The organism is Trichococcus sp. (genome assembly GCF_055118575.1).
Genome location: NZ_JBSQPW010000017.1, coordinates 1 through 19,586, shown reverse-complemented (window position 1 = coordinate 19,586; position 19,586 = coordinate 1). Strand labels below are relative to the sequence as shown.

13 protein-coding genes are annotated in these 19,586 nt (G+C 42.7%); 11 read left to right on the top strand and 2 right to left on the bottom strand.

Annotated elements, in window-relative coordinates; all coding sequences use genetic code 11:
* Nucleotides 1-99: 99 nt before the first annotated feature.
* From ACTCCX_RS06235 to ACTCCX_RS06220, 4 genes are all read left to right on the top strand, one after another.
* Nucleotides 100-1,620, top strand: a complete 1,521-nt coding sequence (locus ACTCCX_RS06235; RefSeq protein WP_463275198.1) for a pyruvate kinase — start codon at nucleotides 100-102, stop codon at nucleotides 1,618-1,620.
* 309 nt (nucleotides 1,621-1,929) lie between these two features.
* The gene (locus ACTCCX_RS06230) at nucleotides 1,930-2,931 is read left to right on the top strand and encodes an RNA-guided endonuclease InsQ/TnpB family protein (RefSeq protein ID WP_463275246.1); all 1,002 of its coding nucleotides are present in this window, start codon (nucleotides 1,930-1,932) and stop codon (nucleotides 2,929-2,931) included.
* A 182-nt stretch (nucleotides 2,932-3,113) separates the two neighbouring features.
* The gene (locus tag ACTCCX_RS06225; RefSeq protein WP_463275245.1) at nucleotides 3,114-3,902 is read left to right on the top strand and encodes an MBL fold metallo-hydrolase; all 789 of its coding nucleotides are present in this window, start codon (nucleotides 3,114-3,116) and stop codon (nucleotides 3,900-3,902) included.
* A 375-nt stretch (nucleotides 3,903-4,277) separates the two neighbouring features.
* Complete coding sequence (locus ACTCCX_RS06220; protein ID WP_463275244.1) at nucleotides 4,278-5,555, top strand: S1C family serine protease; 1,278 nt, start codon at nucleotides 4,278-4,280, stop codon at nucleotides 5,553-5,555.
* A gap of 1,039 nt (nucleotides 5,556-6,594) precedes the next feature.
* On the opposite strand, the gene ACTCCX_RS06215 is transcribed toward ACTCCX_RS06220, so the two are convergent.
* Together ACTCCX_RS06215 and ACTCCX_RS06210 are read right to left on the bottom strand one after the other, a co-directional pair.
* Nucleotides 6,595-7,263, bottom strand: a complete 669-nt coding sequence (locus ACTCCX_RS06215) for a potassium channel family protein (protein ID WP_463275197.1) — start codon at nucleotides 7,261-7,263, stop codon at nucleotides 6,595-6,597.
* 24 nt (nucleotides 7,264-7,287) lie between these two features.
* On the bottom strand, nucleotides 7,288-8,667 hold the full coding sequence (locus tag ACTCCX_RS06210; protein ID WP_463275196.1) for a TrkH family potassium uptake protein: 1,380 nt from the start codon (nucleotides 8,665-8,667) through the stop codon (nucleotides 7,288-7,290).
* Nucleotides 8,668-8,992: 325 nt separating this feature from the next.
* On the opposite strand from ACTCCX_RS06210, the gene rlmH reads away from it, so the two are divergent.
* From rlmH to ACTCCX_RS06175, 7 genes are all read left to right on the top strand, one after another.
* Nucleotides 8,993-9,472 (top strand): 23S rRNA (pseudouridine(1915)-N(3))-methyltransferase RlmH, encoded by a 480-nt coding sequence (rlmH, locus tag ACTCCX_RS06205; protein WP_463275195.1) that lies wholly within the window; start codon nucleotides 8,993-8,995, stop codon nucleotides 9,470-9,472.
* A 202-nt stretch (nucleotides 9,473-9,674) separates the two neighbouring features.
* Nucleotides 9,675-10,367, top strand: coding sequence for a hypothetical protein (locus tag ACTCCX_RS06200; RefSeq protein ID WP_463275194.1), 693 nt, complete (start codon nucleotides 9,675-9,677; stop codon nucleotides 10,365-10,367).
* A 395-nt stretch (nucleotides 10,368-10,762) separates the two neighbouring features.
* Nucleotides 10,763-11,128, top strand: a complete 366-nt coding sequence (locus ACTCCX_RS06195) for a YkvA family protein (RefSeq protein ID WP_463275193.1) — start codon at nucleotides 10,763-10,765, stop codon at nucleotides 11,126-11,128.
* 55 nt (nucleotides 11,129-11,183) lie between these two features.
* Nucleotides 11,184-11,936, top strand: a complete 753-nt coding sequence (locus tag ACTCCX_RS06190; protein ID WP_463275192.1) for a zinc ribbon domain-containing protein — start codon at nucleotides 11,184-11,186, stop codon at nucleotides 11,934-11,936.
* 1,470 nt (nucleotides 11,937-13,406) lie between these two features.
* Complete coding sequence (locus ACTCCX_RS06185) at nucleotides 13,407-15,404, top strand: site-specific DNA-methyltransferase (RefSeq protein ID WP_463275191.1); 1,998 nt, start codon at nucleotides 13,407-13,409, stop codon at nucleotides 15,402-15,404.
* On the top strand, nucleotides 15,397-17,928 hold the full coding sequence (locus ACTCCX_RS06180; RefSeq protein ID WP_463275190.1) for a DEAD/DEAH box helicase: 2,532 nt from the start codon (nucleotides 15,397-15,399) through the stop codon (nucleotides 17,926-17,928). Before ACTCCX_RS06185 ends, ACTCCX_RS06180 begins: the two co-directional genes overlap by 8 nt.
* A 548-nt stretch (nucleotides 17,929-18,476) precedes the next feature.
* The gene (locus ACTCCX_RS06175; RefSeq protein ID WP_463275189.1) at nucleotides 18,477-19,361 is read left to right on the top strand and encodes an AbaSI family restriction endonuclease; all 885 of its coding nucleotides are present in this window, start codon (nucleotides 18,477-18,479) and stop codon (nucleotides 19,359-19,361) included.
* The last annotated feature ends 225 nt before the right edge of the window (nucleotides 19,362-19,586 follow it).

Sequence of the window (19,586 nt, the reverse complement as noted above, 5' to 3'; positions counted from 1 at the left end):
TCTCAAGCAGAGCAGGGTGTTTTTGTTTCAACTACGAAGCTATTTTTCGGCAGACAGTCCTTCATTTGATGAATGATGAAAGGTAGGGGTGTGAATAAAGTGAAAGAGAAAGAACGGAACGAATTGCAGTCATTGCATGAGGAGATGCGTGCGCTCCGTCAAGCGGTCTATGAAGAAGGCAATGCCCTTTATGCGGAATGGGAGCCGGGTATTTCCCGGACGTCCTTCCGGTTGAGCGGCAAGAATCTTGCCTACTATCTGGCGTTGCGCCGCAGGGATATCCGCCCGCTGCAGGGCCAGCTATCGAAATGGGGGTTATCCTCGCTGGGAAGGACAGAATCGAAAGTCCTTCAACAGCTGGATGCAATCGTACGCAATTTGGCGTTGATGTCAGGGGAAATCAAGCAGCTGGATGACTATCCTAAGACGACCGAGAAATTCCCGGGCCGGAAAAAATTGGCGACCGAGGCGACCGTCTTGTTGGGTGACCCACCGAAGCACCGGACTACCCGGATCATGGTCACCCTTCCGGAACAGGCCGCAGCGGATAAAGACTTCCTCGTCCGCCTGCTCGAGCGCGGCATGGATATCGCCCGGATCAACTGCGCCCATGATGACAGCGCCGTCTGGCTGAAGATGATCGAGAATCTTAAGGATGCCCAAAAAACTGCCGGCAAGAGTTGCCGCATCTATTTTGATATCGCAGGTCCGAAGATCCGGGTGGATGCCGTCAGCAGTGAAAAGGAGAAGCCTCGCCTCAAAGTTGGGGACTTGTTCTTCCTGACGGCGGATGCTTCCTTCAAAGATCTGAAGCACTATCCAGCCATTGTGTTCAGCGAAAGCCTGAATCTCTTTGATGAGCTGAAGCTAGACAGTCCGGTCATTTTGGATGATGGCGTCCTGGAAGGGCGTGTGGTGGAGCAGAAAGCGCAAGGCGTCGTTGTGCAGGTAGGGAAAGCAGCCAAGGCAAAAGGGATCCGGGTGAAACCGCAAAAAGGACTCAATTTCCCGGAATCCACTTTTAAGATGCCAATCCTGACCGAAAAGGATCAGGAAGACCTGCTGGTGGCCGAAAAAGAGGCCGATATTCTGGGCTTCTCCTTTGTCCGCGGTAGCAAGGACATCGTTGCTATCCAAAAAACTTTGGCGGAGCATGTCGGCAGTGCAGCAGCTGCCGCTATCCCGCTTGTGATCAAAATCGAAACGGTGGAAGCTGTGAACCATCTGCCGGAACTGATCGTCGCGGCTGCCAGCAAAAACCCCTTGGCGATCATGATTGCCCGCGGAGACCTGGCTGCCGAGGCCGGTTTCCTGAGGCTGTCGGAACTGCAGGAGGAAATACTCTGGATCTGCGAGGCTGCGCACATTCCGGTCATTTGGAGCACGCAGGTACTCGAGAACATGGTGAAAAACGGTGTGCCGACGCGGGCGGAGATGTCCGATGCGACGATGGCCGGGCAAGCGGAATGCATCATGCTGAACAAAGGGGCCTTCGTGGAAGAGGGAATCACCTTGCTGGATGCGATCCTCGTACAGAGCCAGCAGAACCGATCGAAGAAGACCGCCAAACTGCGCGCGCTCAAAATCGCCAAGAAAGCCTGGCGCAAAACCAAGAAATAAGCAGCTTTCGAAGAGACCTCCCCATGCAGCGCCGGAAGATTAACTTTTCTTAACACTGAGAAAAATTACTGGCATTTTCCAAAAAATAAGTTAAACTTATGGATGTATTGGAGACTTTTAACAGTCAATAAAAATCTCCTCAAATGCACTCAAATCTTTTGTATTTAATTTCATTTACTCTAATACTTTATGTATAAAAAGGAATGATCCGAGATGATGCTGACAAAGAAGGTCCGCTTGATTCTGATTGACGAAACTTCCCAACTCTACCAAGCGGCTGGCGTTGCTCGCTGGGCCTAAAACTACACAATCCGAATGCAGGAAATGAACCACCGCTTCGGTGGAACGTTCATCAGCGACAATGAGTTGCGCAAGCACATTACCAAGATGAAGAAGCGCAAGAAATATGCCTGGCTGAATGACGTTTCCAACAATGTCGTTAAACAGGCGGTCCAGGATGCCTTCAAAGCCTACAAAGCCTTTTTCAAAGGGCAAGCCAAACATCCACGGTTCAAGACTAAGCGCCGCTCCACACCGAGTTTCTACAATGACTGCGTTAAGCTGAAAGTGAAAGGCAACCGCGTTCTGTTGGAAAAAATCGGTTGGGTGAAAACCAACGAACCGTTGCCCGAGGATTGCAAATACTACAATCCGCGCATCAAGTTCGATGGCAAATATTGCTACCTGACGGTCGGCTTCGAGGTGAATCCAATAAAAGTCGAATTGGATGATCGGATTGTCGGGGTGGATGTCGGCATCAAGGAGTTGGCGGTCACCTCGGATGGCATTTTTTACAACAATATAAACAAAACAGCCTCCGTGAGGAAAGCGGAGAAACGCCTCAAGAGATTACAGCGGCGTGCAAGTAAAAAATACAAGAAAGGAATGCCTAAATCTAACCATCTCCTAAAACTAGAAGGTGAAATCCGAAAGCAACACAGACGCTTAGCCAACATCCGAACCAATCATGTCCATCAAGCAACAGCAGAGATCGTGAAATCCAAACCCTCTTGCATTGTGATGGAAACGCTGAACATCCGCGGCATGATGAAGAACAAGTGTTTAGCTAAGGCAATCGCAAATCAGAAACTCTATTTCTTCAAACAATGCCTGCGATACAAGTGCGAACTGCACGGCATTGCTTTTGTGGAAGCGGACCAGTGGTTCCCGAGTTCCAAGTTGTGCAACAACTGCGGAACGCTCAAAAAAGACTTGAAACGCAGCGACAGGGTCTACCACTGCACCTGCGGCCATCATTGCGATAGGGATCTGAACGCAAGCTACAATCTGAGGGATTACCAAGCAGTCTAACGGTAACTCGGGTATGTACGATTCGTTGCATCGGAATTTACGCCCTCGGAGTGCTGCAACAAACGAAAGTAGTCCGTCAGGACCAAATCGGGCACGAAGAACAGGGAAGCAAACATAAACTAGATTTAGTTAGATTTATGGCAACGGGGCTAAGTTTGATTGAGACAATAGAAAAAGAAGGCATGCGCGTCAGCTATCTGGCGAGCGGCAGTTCCGGCAACTGCACCTATATCGAGACACCGAAACGGAAAATATTGGTGGACTGCGGGCTGAGCGGGAAAAAAATCGCCGGACTGATGGCAAAAATCGATCGGGATATCGCTGAGGTGGATTCGATCCTCGTCACGCATGAACACCGCGATCACGTGCACGGCCTGGGCGTCCTGGCGCGCAAGTACCACATGGATCTTTATGCCAACGAAGCGACCTGGAAAGCGATGGACCACATCATCGGCAACGTCAAGACCGAGCAGAAGCACATTTTCGAGATGGGCCAGGTGCTGACTTTGGGCGATGTTGATATCCAAAGCTACGGTGTTTCCCATGATGCCGCAGAGCCGCAGTTCTACTCCTTCCATCATGAAGGCAAACAGATGGTCATGTTGACCGATACCGGCTATGTCAGCGATCGTTTGCGCGGTCTCTTGCGGGATGCGGATGCGTACCTCATCGAAAGCAATCATGATCTTGAATTACTGCGCATGGGCGGATACCCATGGTCACTGAAACAGCGTATTTTGGGGGATGAGGGCCATCTTTCCAATGAGGATGGAGCTGCCGCCATCGCCGAAATGTTGGGCGACCGGACCAAGCGCATCTACCTTGGCCATTTGAGCCGGGACAACAACATCAAGACTTTGGCGCACCATACGGCCGAAAGTATCCTGATGCAAAAAGGCCTGGGCGTCAACGAAGATTTTTTTGTATATGATACCGATCCGGACGAGCCTACCGAACTTTTCAGAGTTTAGGCATTTGGCGGGATTGCAAGCACAGGGGTGGATCGAGTGATTCCGCTCCTTTTTGCGTACGCGGATATGATACAATTAATGTACTGAGGATTCATTTTCCGAAATACCTCTCACTATCTTCATAATTTATTCAAAATAAGGTACTATACTGATCTTGTAGAACGATAAGGAGGAATCATAATGGACAGGGACGAAGAAAACAAAAACAATCCGCTTGATCAAGAAGCATACAATGAAACGGAAACTGAATCGACTGCCGCCGATGCTCCAGCTGCTGATCACAGGCAGGAAGACTTATCCGAAGAAATCGAAGTAGAGGCAGAATACACAGAAATTGAAGAAGAACCGGTCGTGGAGCCAACCACAAGAACAACCATGAACAAAGAGGAACGCGCGCGCGTATACAACAGCGTCAGCGACACGGAAGAATCATCGAAACGCCCAAAAGACCGTAAAAATTCACCAATCAAGAACGGCATTGTCGGTGGGTTAATCGGTGGCGGGATGGTCGCCCTGATCGGCGCTGGCTTGCTGTTCGGTACAGGAATCCTCGGCAACGGATCGGGAACAGACGACAACGGAAACCCATCCGTCAATGAAACCGTGACGGATATCGCCGTCAATGTGACGACCGACACGACTGCAGCTGTCGAAAAAGTACAAGATGCAGTGGTCTCCATCATCAATATGCAGGCAGGCAGCCAAAATATGTTCGGCTTTGATCTGCCGCAGAACTCCTCGGATACGACCAACGATACGCTGGAGACATCAAGCGAGGGCAGCGGCGTCATCTATAAGATTGAAGACGACCTCGCCTATATCGTGACGAACAACCACGTCATCGACGGTGCGGACGAGCTGGAGATCCTGATGAAGGACGGCACGAAAGAAGTAGCGACTGTCGTCGGCAGCGATGTCTGGACCGATTTGGCCGTCTTGACGATACCGGCAACGAATGTTACTGCTGTGGCTTCCTTCGGTGATTCGGACGCTGTCAATGTCGGCGAACCGGCCATCGCAATCGGCTCTCCGCTTGGTACCGAGTTCGCAACTTCGGTCACCCAAGGCATCATCTCAGCCAAAAACCGTTCCGTATCCACAGATGTGGATGGGGACAGCATCGTCGACTGGGATGTGACGGCGCTGCAGACGGATGCGGCAATCAACCCAGGCAATTCCGGCGGCGCTCTCATCAATATCGCCGGCCAAGTCATCGGCATCAACTCAATGAAGATATCCGATTCGAATGTTGAGGGGATGGGCTTCGCGATCCCAAGCAACGATGTCCTGACCATCATCAACGAATTGGAACAGAACGGCGAAATCATCCGTCCGATCTTGGGCGTATCCATGTTGGATCTGTCCCAAATTTCAGCGTCCCAACAAAGCTCTGTACTCAGTCTGCCTGAGGATGTGACGGCAGGCGTCGTCATCGCCGAAGTCCAAGCCTTGTCGGCAGCCGAACTGGGCGGATTGGAACAATACGACGTCATCACGGAAATGAACGGCGAAGCCGTAACGAGCATCGTTGATCTGCGCAAAATCCTGTATGCACTGGAAGTAGGAAGCGATGTGGAAATCGCCTATTACCGTGAAGGCACACTGCAGTCAACAACGGTAACCCTGACTGAAGGACAGACTTCAGCCGAATAAGTTGGAAAGATGAATGAAAGGTTGAACAGGGGCTGTCTCGAAATGAGGCAGCCCCTTATTTGCTTTTTCGGTGGTGGAATTCCCCGCCAAATTGGCTTTTGCGGGGAATCTCATGTTCCCCGCGGACGTTTTACCCCGTCAAATGGGTTTTGACGGGGAATCTCGTGTTGCCCTTGGACATTTTACCCCGCTAAATGGGTTTTGGCGGGGAATCTATGAGCATAAAAATCAATTACCAGATAAAAAGAGAATTATTACAACCAGAAAACCCTGTTCTGGTTCTGATACAGCCCCTATTTTGCGTTTTATACTAAGGTGGATGATGCGGGAAGAGGCAGAAATCCACACGAATGTGGATAATTTCTGTGGAAAAAAAGTTTTTGTGTGCAAAACACGTAAATGGTTATGGGAACACTGCTTTCTGAAAATGGGAGTTATCCACAGAAAATGGATTAACCTGTGGATTAAAAAAGCGTCATGTGAAAAATAGTTATAAAACGTTGTAATAAAGCGGGTTAAATGGAAAAAGATTGCTCAACCTGCCATGTGCATAACTATGTGTGCAGGCGGATAATTCATTTCAGAGATAATCAAGATGATGTGCCCCCAAAAAAGACTACCACTAGATAACGGGGGAACATGTGTACATGTGTATAACTTTTGTGGATAAGGTGTGATTTGAGTGTGTGAAGTGGGTATAACCGAAGCTGTTATCGGACAACCCGGCCGCATTCTGTGTGCAGGTTGTCGGATAACCGGAAAGAATCGGACAACCCGGCCGCATTCTGTGTGCAGGTTGTCGGATAACCGCAAAGAATCGGACAACCCGGCCGCATTCGGTGTAGAGGTTGTCGGATAACCGGAAAGAATCGGACAACCCGGCCGCATTCGGTGTAGAGGTTGTCGGATAACCGGAAAGAATCGGACAACCCGGCCGCATTCGGTGTGTAAGTTGTCGGATAACCGGAAAGAATCCGACAACCAGAGCGCGCATATGCACAAAGAAAGGGCTGTCCCTTTCGAGACAGCCCCCAGTTAATCAAGATAATTGGTTCAAATAATCAAAACGTTCGAATACATCAGACTCGGTGATACCCACAAGCACGATATCCTTGTCCACAACATAATCTGCCGAGAACGACACATCCAGGCGTTCGCCACGGTGTTTGCGCAATCCGATGATGTTTATATCGTATTTGTTGCGCAAGTCTAATTGACCCAATGTTTTACCGACCCATTTTATAGGCGGATAGAATTCAATGATGGAAGTCTGATCATCCAGATTCACCACATCTTCAATGTTGGTGCGCAGGATATTTTTCGCGAGGCGCATGCCGGTTTCTTTCTCAGGCAGGATAACAGTGTCTGCGCCGATCGCTTCCAGAACTTCACGGTAATTCTTGTTTTTTGCTTTGGCGATGATATGCTTGATGCCGAGTTTCTTGCAGTTCATGACAGCCAACACGCTGGCTTCCAACACCGTACCGGTAGCGATCACGACCACATCACAGTCTGAAAGACCGATCGATTCAAGCAAAGCCAGATCGGTTACGTCGCCTATGATCCCTTTTGTGATGAATGGTTCCAGACGATTAACGTTCTCAGGATCCTTGTCGACAGCGATAACATCCGAATCGAATTCGCTCAACGTTTTTGCGATTGTCGAGCCGAAAATACCTAGTCCCAAAATACCAACCAATTTACTCATATTTAGATACGCTCCTCTTTGCTATTATCCGATCAGGATAGTTCCTTTAGAAAACTCTACATCTTGTACTTTTTGCGTGCGTCTGACGAGACTGTCCAACATGGTTATCGGACCGATACGCCCTGCAAACATCAGCACCATAATAACGGCTTGGCTCAACTCTCCCAGAGTTGGAGTAAGGTTGGCGCTGACGCCCACCGTCGCAATCGCAGACACCGCTTCAAACAGAATGTAAATAAAATCCACTTCAGGGTTCAAGATGCTCAATACGCTTGTTCCGAGAATCAAGGTTCCCAGTAGTGTCATAAAGATGACGAACGCCTGACGGACTTGTGGGCGACTGATTGTATGGTTTGCGATATTCACATTGCTTTGTCCGCGCAACTCGTTGTAGAGCGTGAGGAAGATGATTGCGAATGTCGTAGTTTTCAGACCGCCCGCAGTACCGCCTGGCGAACCACCGACAAACATGGTCAACACAAACCAGAAAAGTGTGAAGGGGTAAACGGTTGTATAGTCGATCGTCGCGAATCCTGCAGTACGCATGGTGACGGTCTGAAAATAACCGGCTAAGAGCTTCTGCTGAAAGGTGAATGTTCCGATCGAATTCGGATTGTTGTATTCAACCGCAACAAAGAAGACAAGACCAACAAGGATGAGCACAAGCGATACGCTGACAGCAAGGCGGCTATGCAACGACAGGCCACGGAAAAAGACTTTCAAGCTTGGTCTGCATTTTTTGGCAAAATAGCATTTTACGCTTTTCGATACGTCGAACCAGACCGAAAAGCCGATACCGCCCAAAATGACAAGCGAAGTGATGACATAGTTCACCAATGGGTCATGGACATAATCCACGAGGCTGACATTTCCCATTGGATCGAATCCGGCATTACAAAATGCTGAAATCGCCAAGAACAGGGAAGTAAAAAGACCAAGCGGCCAACCCATTTCCGGCACAAAGCGGATCGAAAGCAAAACGAAACCGGTCAATTCGATGACAGCGGTATATTTCAGGATATCCGAAAGGTATTCCCTGAATCCACGCGCATCACCACGGTTGATCCCTTCCTGTACGGCCAAACGGTTCCGAAGACCAATCCTGCCTTTCAGGCGCGTAATGACGGAAGCGATCAGGGTCATCAATCCCAATCCACCGATCTGCATTAAGGCCATCCCGACGACCTGTCCGAAGATAGTGTACGAGTCGTATACAGATTCGGTGAACAGGCCGGTCACACTAACCATCGATATAGCAGTGAATAGGTTGTCGAAATAGGTTGCATTCGAAGTGGGTAGCTGACTGATCGGCAGCGTAAGTAAAATCGATCCGGTAAAGATGACAAAGGCAAAGCTCGTTGCGATCTTTTGTGAAGCAGTCCAACTCGAAAATTTCTTTAACACAATGGGTCAAATTCTCCTCTCAAATAGCATGCGAATAGGATTTGTTACTTCATTATAATGCTATTGCATGATTAAGCAACTCAAAAGCATAAGGATATCTTAAATCATTTGCAGAAAAAAGCAACTGGTTTTCATGCCTTTTTCAGACGAAAATTGCACTTTTCTTCATATTATAATAAGACTGTACAATCAGTTTGGTTAATAATAAGATAAACAGGAAATCCTAGCTATATTTTCGTCAACAAGCCTTCAAATAAAAAGACGGTTGCGAAATAGCACTTGTTCCCATAGGATAGTAGTTGAGAACAAAAAGGAGCGAAAAGCAATGAACATAAAAATCATCACGGTCGGAAAACTGAAGGAAAAATATCTGAAGGAGGGCATCGCCGAATACACGAAGCGGCTCGGCAGCTACTGTAAGCTGCAGATCATCGAAGTCGCCGACGAAAAAGCGCCCGAAAACCTGAGCGATAAAGAGATGGAAATCATCAAGGACAAGGAAGGCGAAAAAATCCTCGCCAAAATCCCGGAACAGAGCTACGTCTTCGCGATGGCGATCCAGGGCAAACAGTACGATTCGGTGGAATTCGCCAACGAAATCGACAAACTCGGCACCTCCGGCAAAAGCGACATCGTCTTCATCATCGGCGGCTCGCTCGGCCTCAGCCAAGCCGTCCTGTCCCGCGCCAACCAACACATCTCCTTCGGCAAACTGACCTACCCGCACCAACTCATGCGCCTCGTGCTCGTCGAACAGATCTACAGAGCATTCCGGATTATCCATGGGCATGCATATCATAAATGAGGTCATTTTTTTGAGGAGAATGGCGGTGTGACGGCATTCCTGAGCTGGGTACTAAAATGACTGAAAAAAGAGAATAGAACCGAAAAAGCGGAAAGCCTATGATGACGGGCTTTCCGCTTTTTTTTACCTTCCGGATCATCTAAGGCTGTAACAATTGAAATAACACAAAATAAAAGTAAATTAAATGAAATAAAGATAAAGATTGAATGCCGATGATATCATTGAGATAATTAGAGCAAATCAATATGAGGCGGTGGATGTTATCGATAAACGAAAGAAAGAAGACGTTTATGTATCATGGGAGTCTGTCAGAGATCAAAATCCAAGCGAATATATCGAAAAAGGCTATTTAGACGCAGATGAGGATGTACGCTTACGAACCGTAGCAGAGTGCTGCAACTGCTTTGGTGCGGGGTACAAAGGATTCCAAGGTAGCGGAGCAAAGCATAAATTTGAGGAAGATACGGACGTTAAGAGATTGAAGTTTTATCCTAATGGGGAATGGGACAACCGATTAACGCCAGATGGGAATCGGTTCACAGAATTCCACATTAATTCTGCGGAAAATGACAAATACGCCTGGAGTAGATTAACGAAGCTGAATCAAAAGATTACGCTATTTTCCCATGAGAAGACATCTTCAGCGAAATATGAAGCCATTTTTAAAGGATTGTACCGTGTCAATACAGAAGAGACCTTAAAGAACAAGAAAGTCACCTATGACCGCATTTCAAAAATAATGCCGACATACTATCCAAAGACAGTCTTATCACCTAAAGTAATTGCAGAAGCATACGATAAGACAGGATACATGGTTGCTCATTTTTATGATACTGCGGTGTTGGATGCATTTCAGCAGAAATATGCAGCGGATCACATCTACTGTCTGAAATAGTATCCAGACTTTTTCTGATACACAATATGTCGAAAAAAGAATAGAATCGATTGAGCGGGAAGTTTACAGTGACGGGATTTCCATTTCATTTTTGCTTTCCGGAGCATCTAAAGCTGAAGTGTTTGCTGAATAAATAGAATCCCCATAAGGGGAGGATAAGTATCTAAAATCGGCTATCTCGGGAAGTAAGGTTCACTGAAGTGAAGAGAAGTTGAACACAAACACCTGATAGGATAAAATTTTCACAAAAATTCTATGATAATGGCTATTAAATATTTATGGATATTATTATTTCATAGGCCTATAATAAAACTAGATAAACACAGCGCTTACATTTTGTTGCAGTGGAATTTTTCTAATATCCTAATCAGTAGGTATATAAGGAGCTGATAAAAATGAGCAAGTATGAAAAAAAACAAAAAATTCAAGGGAATAAGAAAAATTATCGACAATATGGATATATGGGAAAGACACTCTGGAGTAAAGCGAAAAAGACTTTAGGAAAAGTACCATTTGTTCCGGATGCTATTGCGATGTATTTTTGCTCTATGGATGTTAGTACACCGTTATCAGCGCGTATTTCTGCATTTTCAGCTTTGGCGTATTTTATCTTTCCTGTAGATGTGCTTCCGGATTTTATTCCTGTTGCAGGTTATGTTGATGATGGAGCCGCGATAGTAGCTGTAGTAAAAATAATTTCTCCGTATATTACAGATGAACATAGACGCAAGGCCGAGGATTTTCTGGCTAGTCGAAGTTAAATTGAAAAAATATGAATGAAAAAGTAAGCTTTGATATAAAGAGAGGATGAGCTATATGGGAAAATATTGTATTAGTTGCGGTACAGAACTTCCAACTGCTGCGAAATTTTGTAATCAATGCGGAAAATCTCAAATTGAAGAACTAAATATTAATAAATCTCAAGAAGTACAATCACGAAAAAATGGTCATGATTCAAAATCCCATAAAGATATTTTGCTAACAAAGTTAAATGATGCTCTTTCGTACTTTAGCAAGAAAAAAGATCTTTATGATAGATATGAGTCATTACAAGGTAGCAAAAAATATATGACCAATGGAGAGGCGGCCCTTTGGTATGTATTTGGTATTCTTATAGCTTGTATCATTTGGATATTTATACCAGGAGATGGATTTATTTGGACTTTTTTAAGTTTTATAGATTTTGTGTATGTTGGACTTGTTTATCCTTATAACAGAAATCAAAAGAAGTTCGTAGAACGAACCAGACTTAATAACAAAATTGAAAACGATCTAGTTCAAATAGAAGAAGAATTACAACTCTATTATGATGCATATTCAAATAAAATAGTATCTTTTGAATATGCACATCCTACAATTATAAAAGAGTTAATCCAAAACATTTCTAGCAATAGAGCTGATAATTTGAAAGAAGCAATCAATTGTTTGCTCGAAGATGTCCATAAAGAACAAATGTTGTCAAAACAAATTGAGATAGCTCAAAATTCAAAAGAGGCAGCCATAGCTGCAAAAACAGCGGCTATATTTACGGCTGGAACATTTCTTAACACCCGAAATAAGAGAATGTAGTTTTTCCAAACCAGAGATGTGCTATACATCTTATAACCCAACTTTCGCATCACGAATTAGGCAATAAGACTTGGTGTAGAAGAAATAGAGCATTGATAATATTCAAGTACGATTTCTTAAAATATTCTCATTTGAAAAATATACAATATCTATGAAGTATCAGCCAAATAAAAAGGCCAAGATTTCATCCGAAAACTGATTCACGCAACTGAAACAGAGTCATCACCTAACGAAGGTGATGGCTCTTTTGTTTTGTCAGGAGAAATCTGCTTAGTGTTGTAAATGTTGGAACAGTCGATAATCCCGTGAGTTGCTGAATGGACAGGCTTTCCAGGATAGCCTGTTGAGGGACTTTTTCGTGCCATTTCTAGACCTAAGCAGGTCGCACCTAAATCCGTGTCAGGAAATCCATTCCCTTCAACCTCTCACGGATGATTGAAGCCCGTAGCTTCCCATCCCACCCCAAGGGGCGGGAAGCAAACGGACAGTAAAAAAATAGTAAAATAAGTAATTACAATCAAAAATCCTATAATAATCCCGTTTTTCCGTAAAAAATAATAGATGGACTACCAGAAGCCAAATCAGCACCAGTGAAAACAAATACTAAGGCATCTCTAACTGCTAGAAACTGCGGAATTGCGGGGCAAGCCATGGCAACAAAGGAAAAGTCATGGGGATTCGAAAGGGAATGCATGAGGGAACGTGTCAGTAATATTGGGTACAGTACAATCCAATCAGACAACACAAAAGGGATTGTGTAACAGGAGAAACAGCTAATCAAAATGATGTCCAAGGGATTGATGTAGGTGATAAGCAGAAGCCGCCTAAACATCATTTTGATTTTTTTTTTGCCCGTTTCCTCGTCCAAAAAAATGTCGGATGCCCGTTGTTGAAAAAATATCGGGATATTGAGATAATGGAAAGAAAAGAAAATCGAAACATTTTGCGTACCGCTAGGAATGATTGGATGGCCTATCAGAGTGAAGCAGCACTAGAAAACAAGCTAATCAAGCAATTGGTCTCCAAGGGGTATCAATGGGTACCGGAAGTATAGATGGGGTTTTCGTTGGAGGGGCCGCTGTTTCATCTGATACGGGGGCCGTATTACAAATACAGATAAAAATTCGCATGGTATATGGTTCGGTTCATGAGTTGATAGGTCTTTTGATTTGTAATAAAGGTTTAAGAACAATCGATTTCTGGAAAGACTAGTCTAGAATCAGGGGGACTATGCTATAATTATTTTATGTATATAAAAGGGGCGATTTCAGTAGCTGGAACAATTAATAGCAAATCGTATATAGAGTAAAAAGATAGTAATATATAATAAGAGCGTATAAAGTTATCAACAATATAAATGTATCACTGCGACATTAGTTCTTATAAAGTTGTATGGAGAAAAAAACAGAAAGAATCGTTAAATATAAACAATTTAAAAGACATATATTGAAAACAAAAGAAAGGTGACTAATGATTAAACAAAGACTAGAGCTAACTTGGTATAACAAAGACAAGGCTTTACTCCCTACTGAGAATGGGAAATATGGATATACATGGGTAGAACCGTCTGACCCAAGATATTGTGAAACTCACACCTTAATGTTTGATGAATATGTAGAAGGATTCCAAAGTCCGAAGCTAGACGAAAACGAATATTCTGAGAGAGCGGATTTAGAACCTCAAAGTGATAATCTATTGATTCATGGGGAGTCTGGGGATGTACTTGAAGCGTTGACAAGAGTACCTGAATTAGCTGGAAAATATGTTGGACAAGTAAAATTAATTTACTTGGATCCGCCCTTTAATACCTCGAAAACGTTTGAATCATACGAAGATAATCTAGAACACTCCATTTGGTTAACAATGATGAGAGATAGATTGATTAATCTAAAAAAATTACTCTCAAAAAGTGGGTCAATTTGGGTTCATTTGGACCGTAGTGAAGTGCATCGTATGCGAGTATTAATGGACGAAGTATTTGGATCCAATAATTTTATTTCACAAATAGCTTGGGAAAAAACATTCAAACCAAGAAATGATGCGGAGTTTATTTCGGGGCGACATGACATAATTATTGTTTATAAATCTCATGGCCCGTTCACTATTAATAGATTAGGACGTACGGAAAGCATGAATAGCGGTTATTCAAATCCTGATGATGATGTGAATGGTAGATGGACTAGTGCTCCCGCAACAGCAACCGGATCAAGAACTCATCAGGGTATGGTGTATGCAATACAACATCCAATTACAGGAGAGTACATATATCCTTCAGATGGGCAACATTGGAGGTTTGGACAAGATAATTTGTTGGAAATTATGAAGGGATGGAATCCAAATTATCAGTTAGAAGATATTAACGATGTGGAAAAACGTGCGGAATTATGCAATGTTTCAATCGAAAAAATTCGTAAGGGTGTTTTAGCTCTTATAATTCCAGATTTCGATCCAGAAATTGGTTTAAGTGTGTATGAAAAAGGAAACTGGCCTATGGTGTATATAACAAGCAATGGATATGGGGGATTCAGGAAGAAAACATATTTATCTGAAATGGAAGACCGAACGGTAGAAGATATGTGGTTTCAAAAGGAAGTCGGCTCGAACGATGAAGCAAAATCGGAAATAAAAAAACTATTCCCAGGAACAACACCATTTTCTACGCCAAAGCCAGAGCGTCTTCTGGAGCGCATCATTCATATTGCTTCAAATCCAGGTGATATTGTTCTCGACAGTTTTGCAGGATCTGGAACCTCAGCTGCGGTAGCACAGAAAATGGGCAGAAAATGGATAACTTGTGAGTTGTTGGAAACTAACTTTAACACGTTCACTAAACCCAGATTAGAAATGGTGGTAAAAAATCAGGATCCAGGTGGCATTACACATAGAGAAGAAAGAACTTTGAAAGATAATGCAATCTTACCAGATGGTTTTACTACGGACGAGTTATTTAGAAGCACACAATTATTAAACAAGTTAAGCAGAGAAGAAGATTTAACAGAAGATCAAAGACAAGCAATCGGAGAAATAAAAAGAATGATTGCAACTGGACCATCTAAAGCCATAAACTGGCGCGGTGGTGGTGGTTTCCAGGTGGCGCATATATCACCATCTTGTTTTGATTATGATTCTGAATTAGATCGTGTCATTCTAACAGAGCAAGCGACAGGACAGGTGTTAATTGAGTCCGTTGCTGCAAATTTTGGATATAGGTTACTTGATAGATATCAGAATTCTTTATTTGATGCAAAAAAGGGACGCTCCTATTTGAAAGTATATGAGGGAATCGCCGATACTGATTTAGTAGATTCTTTAGTTGCTGCTTTAGGAGAAGACAAATCTTTAGTCTTAGCAACAACAGGCCTTGTAGACGGTGTACGTGAATATTTAAGAAAGATTCGCAAAGGTTCTCGAATTATTCATCTTCCGGATGGAATCTTTAGATATTCAAAGGAGGGACGAGATGAATAAAAGACTTAATATAAATTACGATTCAAACTTAATAGAGCAAATTAGTTCAGACTTTGATTTAAGAAATCCAAATAAAAACGGGTTACGTCAGTTGATTTCTACTTTAGAAGGGGATTACGCCCCAGAGGTAACGCAGGTCTTAAAACTCGCTACAGGTGTTGGTAAAACATATTTAATGGCGGCATTTATTGAATATCTTCGCTGCCAGGGCGTTAGTAATGTCTTGGTCGTTACTCCAGGCAAAGTAATACAAGCAAAAACAGTTCAAAACTTTGCGCCGGGTTCTAATAAATATATTGAGGGATCTCCTGCTCCTCCAGATATTGTGACACCAGATAACTACACGGAATGGGTGGCGAGGTTAAACGGTAGCACCATGTTTTCTTTTGGTCAGGAAAATCCTATACTTCTTTTTATTTTTAATATTCAACAATTGATAGCTCCTACGAACCAAGATGGTGAAACACACGGTGCCACACAGGATGCTATTCGTAGAAGGACCAGAAAATTTGATGAAAATGCAGGAGTGTTATTCGATTATTTAAGAGATTTTGATAATTTAGTTGTAATTGCGGATGAATCCCATTTATATAGTGAAAGTGCTGTTGCTTTTAACTCCGCCTTAAAAGAATTAGAACCTGCGGCAACTATCGGTTTAACTGCTTCAACCATGACAGATGACCATGTCATATTCACTTATCCTTTATATCAAGCAATTAAGGATAAATACGTGAAAGCGCCTGTTCTTGCTTTTAGAAAAGATGGTTATGATACAAGTCGAGAATCTGAAGAGCAACAATTAAAAGATGCTTTACAACTAAGGGAGATTAAACAAAGATACTACGATGAATATAGTCAGCAGCATAATCTAAATCATGTGAATGCTGTCGCCTTTATTGTTTGTCAAGATACGGATCATGCGACGCAAGTAACTGAGTTACTTCGTTCTCCCCGTTTTTTTAACAAAGGACTAGCAGTTTTACAAGTGGATTCAAAACATGATGATGAAGTTACTAATCGTTTGCTTGATAATTTAGATAAACCAGATTCTCCTGTCCGTGCTGTGGTAAGTGTCAATAAATTGAAGGAAGGCTGGGATGTGAAAAATATCGCAGTTATTGTTACCTTGCGTGCCATGGCATCAGAAGTATTAACAGAGCAAACCATGGGCAGAGGATTACGCTTACCATTTGGTAAATATACAGGCGTTTTACAAATTGATCAATTGGATATTATTGCTCATCAATCTTTTGAGGAGCTCTTGTCCGCTGAAAATGTACTTCAACAGTTTGGTTTAGAAGAGGGTGTCAATGAGAGACAAAAGGATCTCATTGATCGTACAATAGAATCTCTAGGAGAAGATGTATTGAATACGGAATCAGACTCGAAAGTAGATGATGGGAGTACTTCTTCAGAAGATACTTCCAAAGACGATTCAGATACCTCAAGTGTAGATTCTTCAGAAGAAGCCCCTTCTGTAACTATTCGTCCTATACCTGATTCAGGTTTTGATGCAAGTAATTATGAAAATATAACCATAAAAAGAAATTCTCAGTTTGTGCAGGTAGAGTACGTTTTTCCGGTTACTAGAATTACTGAAGTGCAGCCAGATATTTCTATAGCTGATATTGATAAACATGAAATTGAGCGCGCTGCAAAGCGTGTTACGTCAACTGGAGACATTTTAATTAGAAAAGAAATCGTTGCATCTTTAGGAAAAGGTATTGTGTTTCAAGATACTGAAAGTGCTGAGATTGCAAGTAAACCAATAATGGAGGCGGATGTGAAATCAGTCCTTACTAGACTGATTATGAATGGTCAAATTATTCCAGTTACCGAGGAAAACAAGATACTTATAAGAGACTATTTGGTGAAAACATTCATCGAAACAGTAGATTTTGATGAATGGACTGTTAAATCTTTGGCATCCGCCGAAATTGAACTCAAGAAATTAGTAAGAGATTTTGCAAATGAAGTTCTTCGAGGAAAAAAAGAAAAAACGGAAATCATTCCTACAAAAATGCCCGGTAAAGCTGTTCTTGATGTTCCATTGGGGAAAAAAATCCATGAGCCAATAACATCTAGTTCAGAATTTGTTCGTGGAAGATTTTATGAAGGATGGTTTAAATCCTTATTTGAAGCAGAATCATTTGATTCATATTCAGGTGAATATTTGTTGGCTAAATTATTAAATACTTCACCAAATATAGAGTGGTGGCACAGACTTCATTCTCAGGATAATGGATTTATTTACTATAACGCTAAGGATCGCTATTTCCCTGATTTCGTTGCTAAGGATAAAGATGGAGTCTTTTGGATTATTGAAGGTAAAAATGAGTCTGGGAAAAACGATAGCATAGTTCAAGCGAAAAAAAAGGCAGCAGAGTCAGTTGTTATTCGTTTACTAGGTCAGCCTGATTTTAAAGGGCAGAAATGGGGTTATCTGATTGCGTATGAAAATGATGTCCAAACTTCCGATTCTTGGGACGATTTGAAGATTAAATCACAGCCTATTGTTCTGTAATAACAACTCATTAAACTTACAAAAAATTTTACTGAAAAATTTTGAATAAAATGACTTCATATTAGATATTCGTGAATCAGGTTGTGCAAATGTAGAAGAACAATTAAACGACTGATGAGGAAATATAAATACTCAGATAACTATAACTAAGCTATCCAGATTGCCTTTAAAATGGGAGAATTCTAGGATTGCATACAGATGGCGAATAAATAACACTTTGACCCCATATCCATAATGAAGGATGTGGGGTTAAATGTCTATCCTACCCGCAACATCACTAATGCTTTAAAAAACCGCAGTTGAATATGATACGCACATGCATATCATAAATGAAAGAGTCTGATGATTCGCGTTCAGAAGGTGAGCACTAAGAGGACAATCCCTAAACGGTGCGGTCTTGGTCGTGTGGGATTGGCATTTTAGGAACTTGAACGGTACAATGCGACGCCATTTTTGTAGCTTAGCGATATGATGCTATTCCTTAGGAAGAAGTCACAGAGACGTTAAGTGGAAAGCTATCATGATGGGCTAGTGTAAAGGGGGATTATATGAACAAAGTTGAATATCTAATCAAAACTTTTTCCCGAACAAAGCGGAAAGATTATGAAAATTACATCCTGAATGCTATTTGGCAAAAGATAGATTGTTTGGATCTACGGCCTGTAACACAGCAATATGTGAAAGGTCATGACAACGAATACTACCTGATCGACTTATATTTCCCCCAGTTGAACGTCGGTGTAGAAGTAGATGAGGCTTTTCATAAGAATAATGTTGAATCAGATCTGAAACGTGAACTGACCATCGAAGAGAAACTTTCCTCCATTCGTGAGGAGAGTCTTTTCGAATTGAAGCGTGTGGATGCTACACTACCCTTAAAAGAATTATCAGAGAGGATAGCAATAATTTCAGCGGAGGTAAAAGAAAAAGTGGCAGAAAAAAAGATCACACACTGGGATACTGATGTATCGGTCAAAGACCAAGTAATGGAAAAAGGATACCTATCGGTTGATGATTTTTACCGTTTCCGTGTGATTACTGACGTAGCAAACCAGTTGTTTTTCAAAAATTATAAAGGATACCAGCAAGCGAGCATCAAAATCACTATTGATGACCGGCCAGCACATGTTTGGTTTCCGACTATTTCGACAGAAGACAAAAAAGAGCATAGTCAATGGCTGAATTACTTGAATGAAGATTGGAGCGTCATCAAAGAGGAGAACATCCGCGAAGACGGGAAGATAGTGATAAATGAAGTCGGCGAATTGAGAGCCGTGTTCGCCAGAATGAAAGATAGTTTTGGGAAGTTCAGTTACAGATTTATCGGGAATTTCGAATTGAAGACGATTTCTGAAGACAGAAAGTCTTGTGAATATCACAAAGTCAGTGATCGACTGTACATTGATTATGAAAACGAAAAGCTGTCGATGTAAGCATTTATTTAGGGGGGGACACAGAAAATCGGAAAAAGATTTTGATACCCTGATGCTCGAATAATTGAGAGGTGGAATAAGATGCATAATCAATTCGATCCCAATAACAAAATCATTCAACTACTTGGTAGTGCCAAAAATTCTATGGAAACTGCCCCAAATAACGAGGTGATGTGAAAAACCAAGCCCTGCTATTCAAAGTTAGGTGAAACAAACGCTCTTGAC

What these genes read in the sequence shown, in the direction of transcription:
- ACTCCX_RS06225 (WP_463275245.1), top strand. Translation starts at nt 3,114, where the DNA reads ATGCGCGTCAGCTATCTGGCGAGCGGCAGTTCCGGCAACTGCACCTAT.
- ACTCCX_RS06220 (WP_463275244.1), top strand. Translation starts at nt 4,278, where the DNA reads ATGAACAAAGAGGAACGCGCGCGCGTATACAACAGCGTCAGCGACACG.
- ACTCCX_RS06215 (WP_463275197.1), bottom strand. Translation starts at nt 7,263, where the DNA reads ATGAGTAAATTGGTTGGTATTTTGGGACTAGGTATTTTCGGCTCGACA.
- rlmH (WP_463275195.1), top strand. Translation starts at nt 8,993, where the DNA reads ATGAACATAAAAATCATCACGGTCGGAAAACTGAAGGAAAAATATCTG.
- ACTCCX_RS06195 (WP_463275193.1), top strand. Translation starts at nt 10,763, where the DNA reads ATGAGCAAGTATGAAAAAAAACAAAAAATTCAAGGGAATAAGAAAAAT.
- ACTCCX_RS06190 (WP_463275192.1), top strand. Translation starts at nt 11,184, where the DNA reads ATGGGAAAATATTGTATTAGTTGCGGTACAGAACTTCCAACTGCTGCG.
- ACTCCX_RS06185 (WP_463275191.1), top strand. Translation starts at nt 13,407, where the DNA reads ATGATTAAACAAAGACTAGAGCTAACTTGGTATAACAAAGACAAGGCT.
- ACTCCX_RS06180 (WP_463275190.1), top strand. Translation starts at nt 15,397, where the DNA reads ATGAATAAAAGACTTAATATAAATTACGATTCAAACTTAATAGAGCAA.
- ACTCCX_RS06175 (WP_463275189.1), top strand. Translation starts at nt 18,477, where the DNA reads ATGAACAAAGTTGAATATCTAATCAAAACTTTTTCCCGAACAAAGCGG.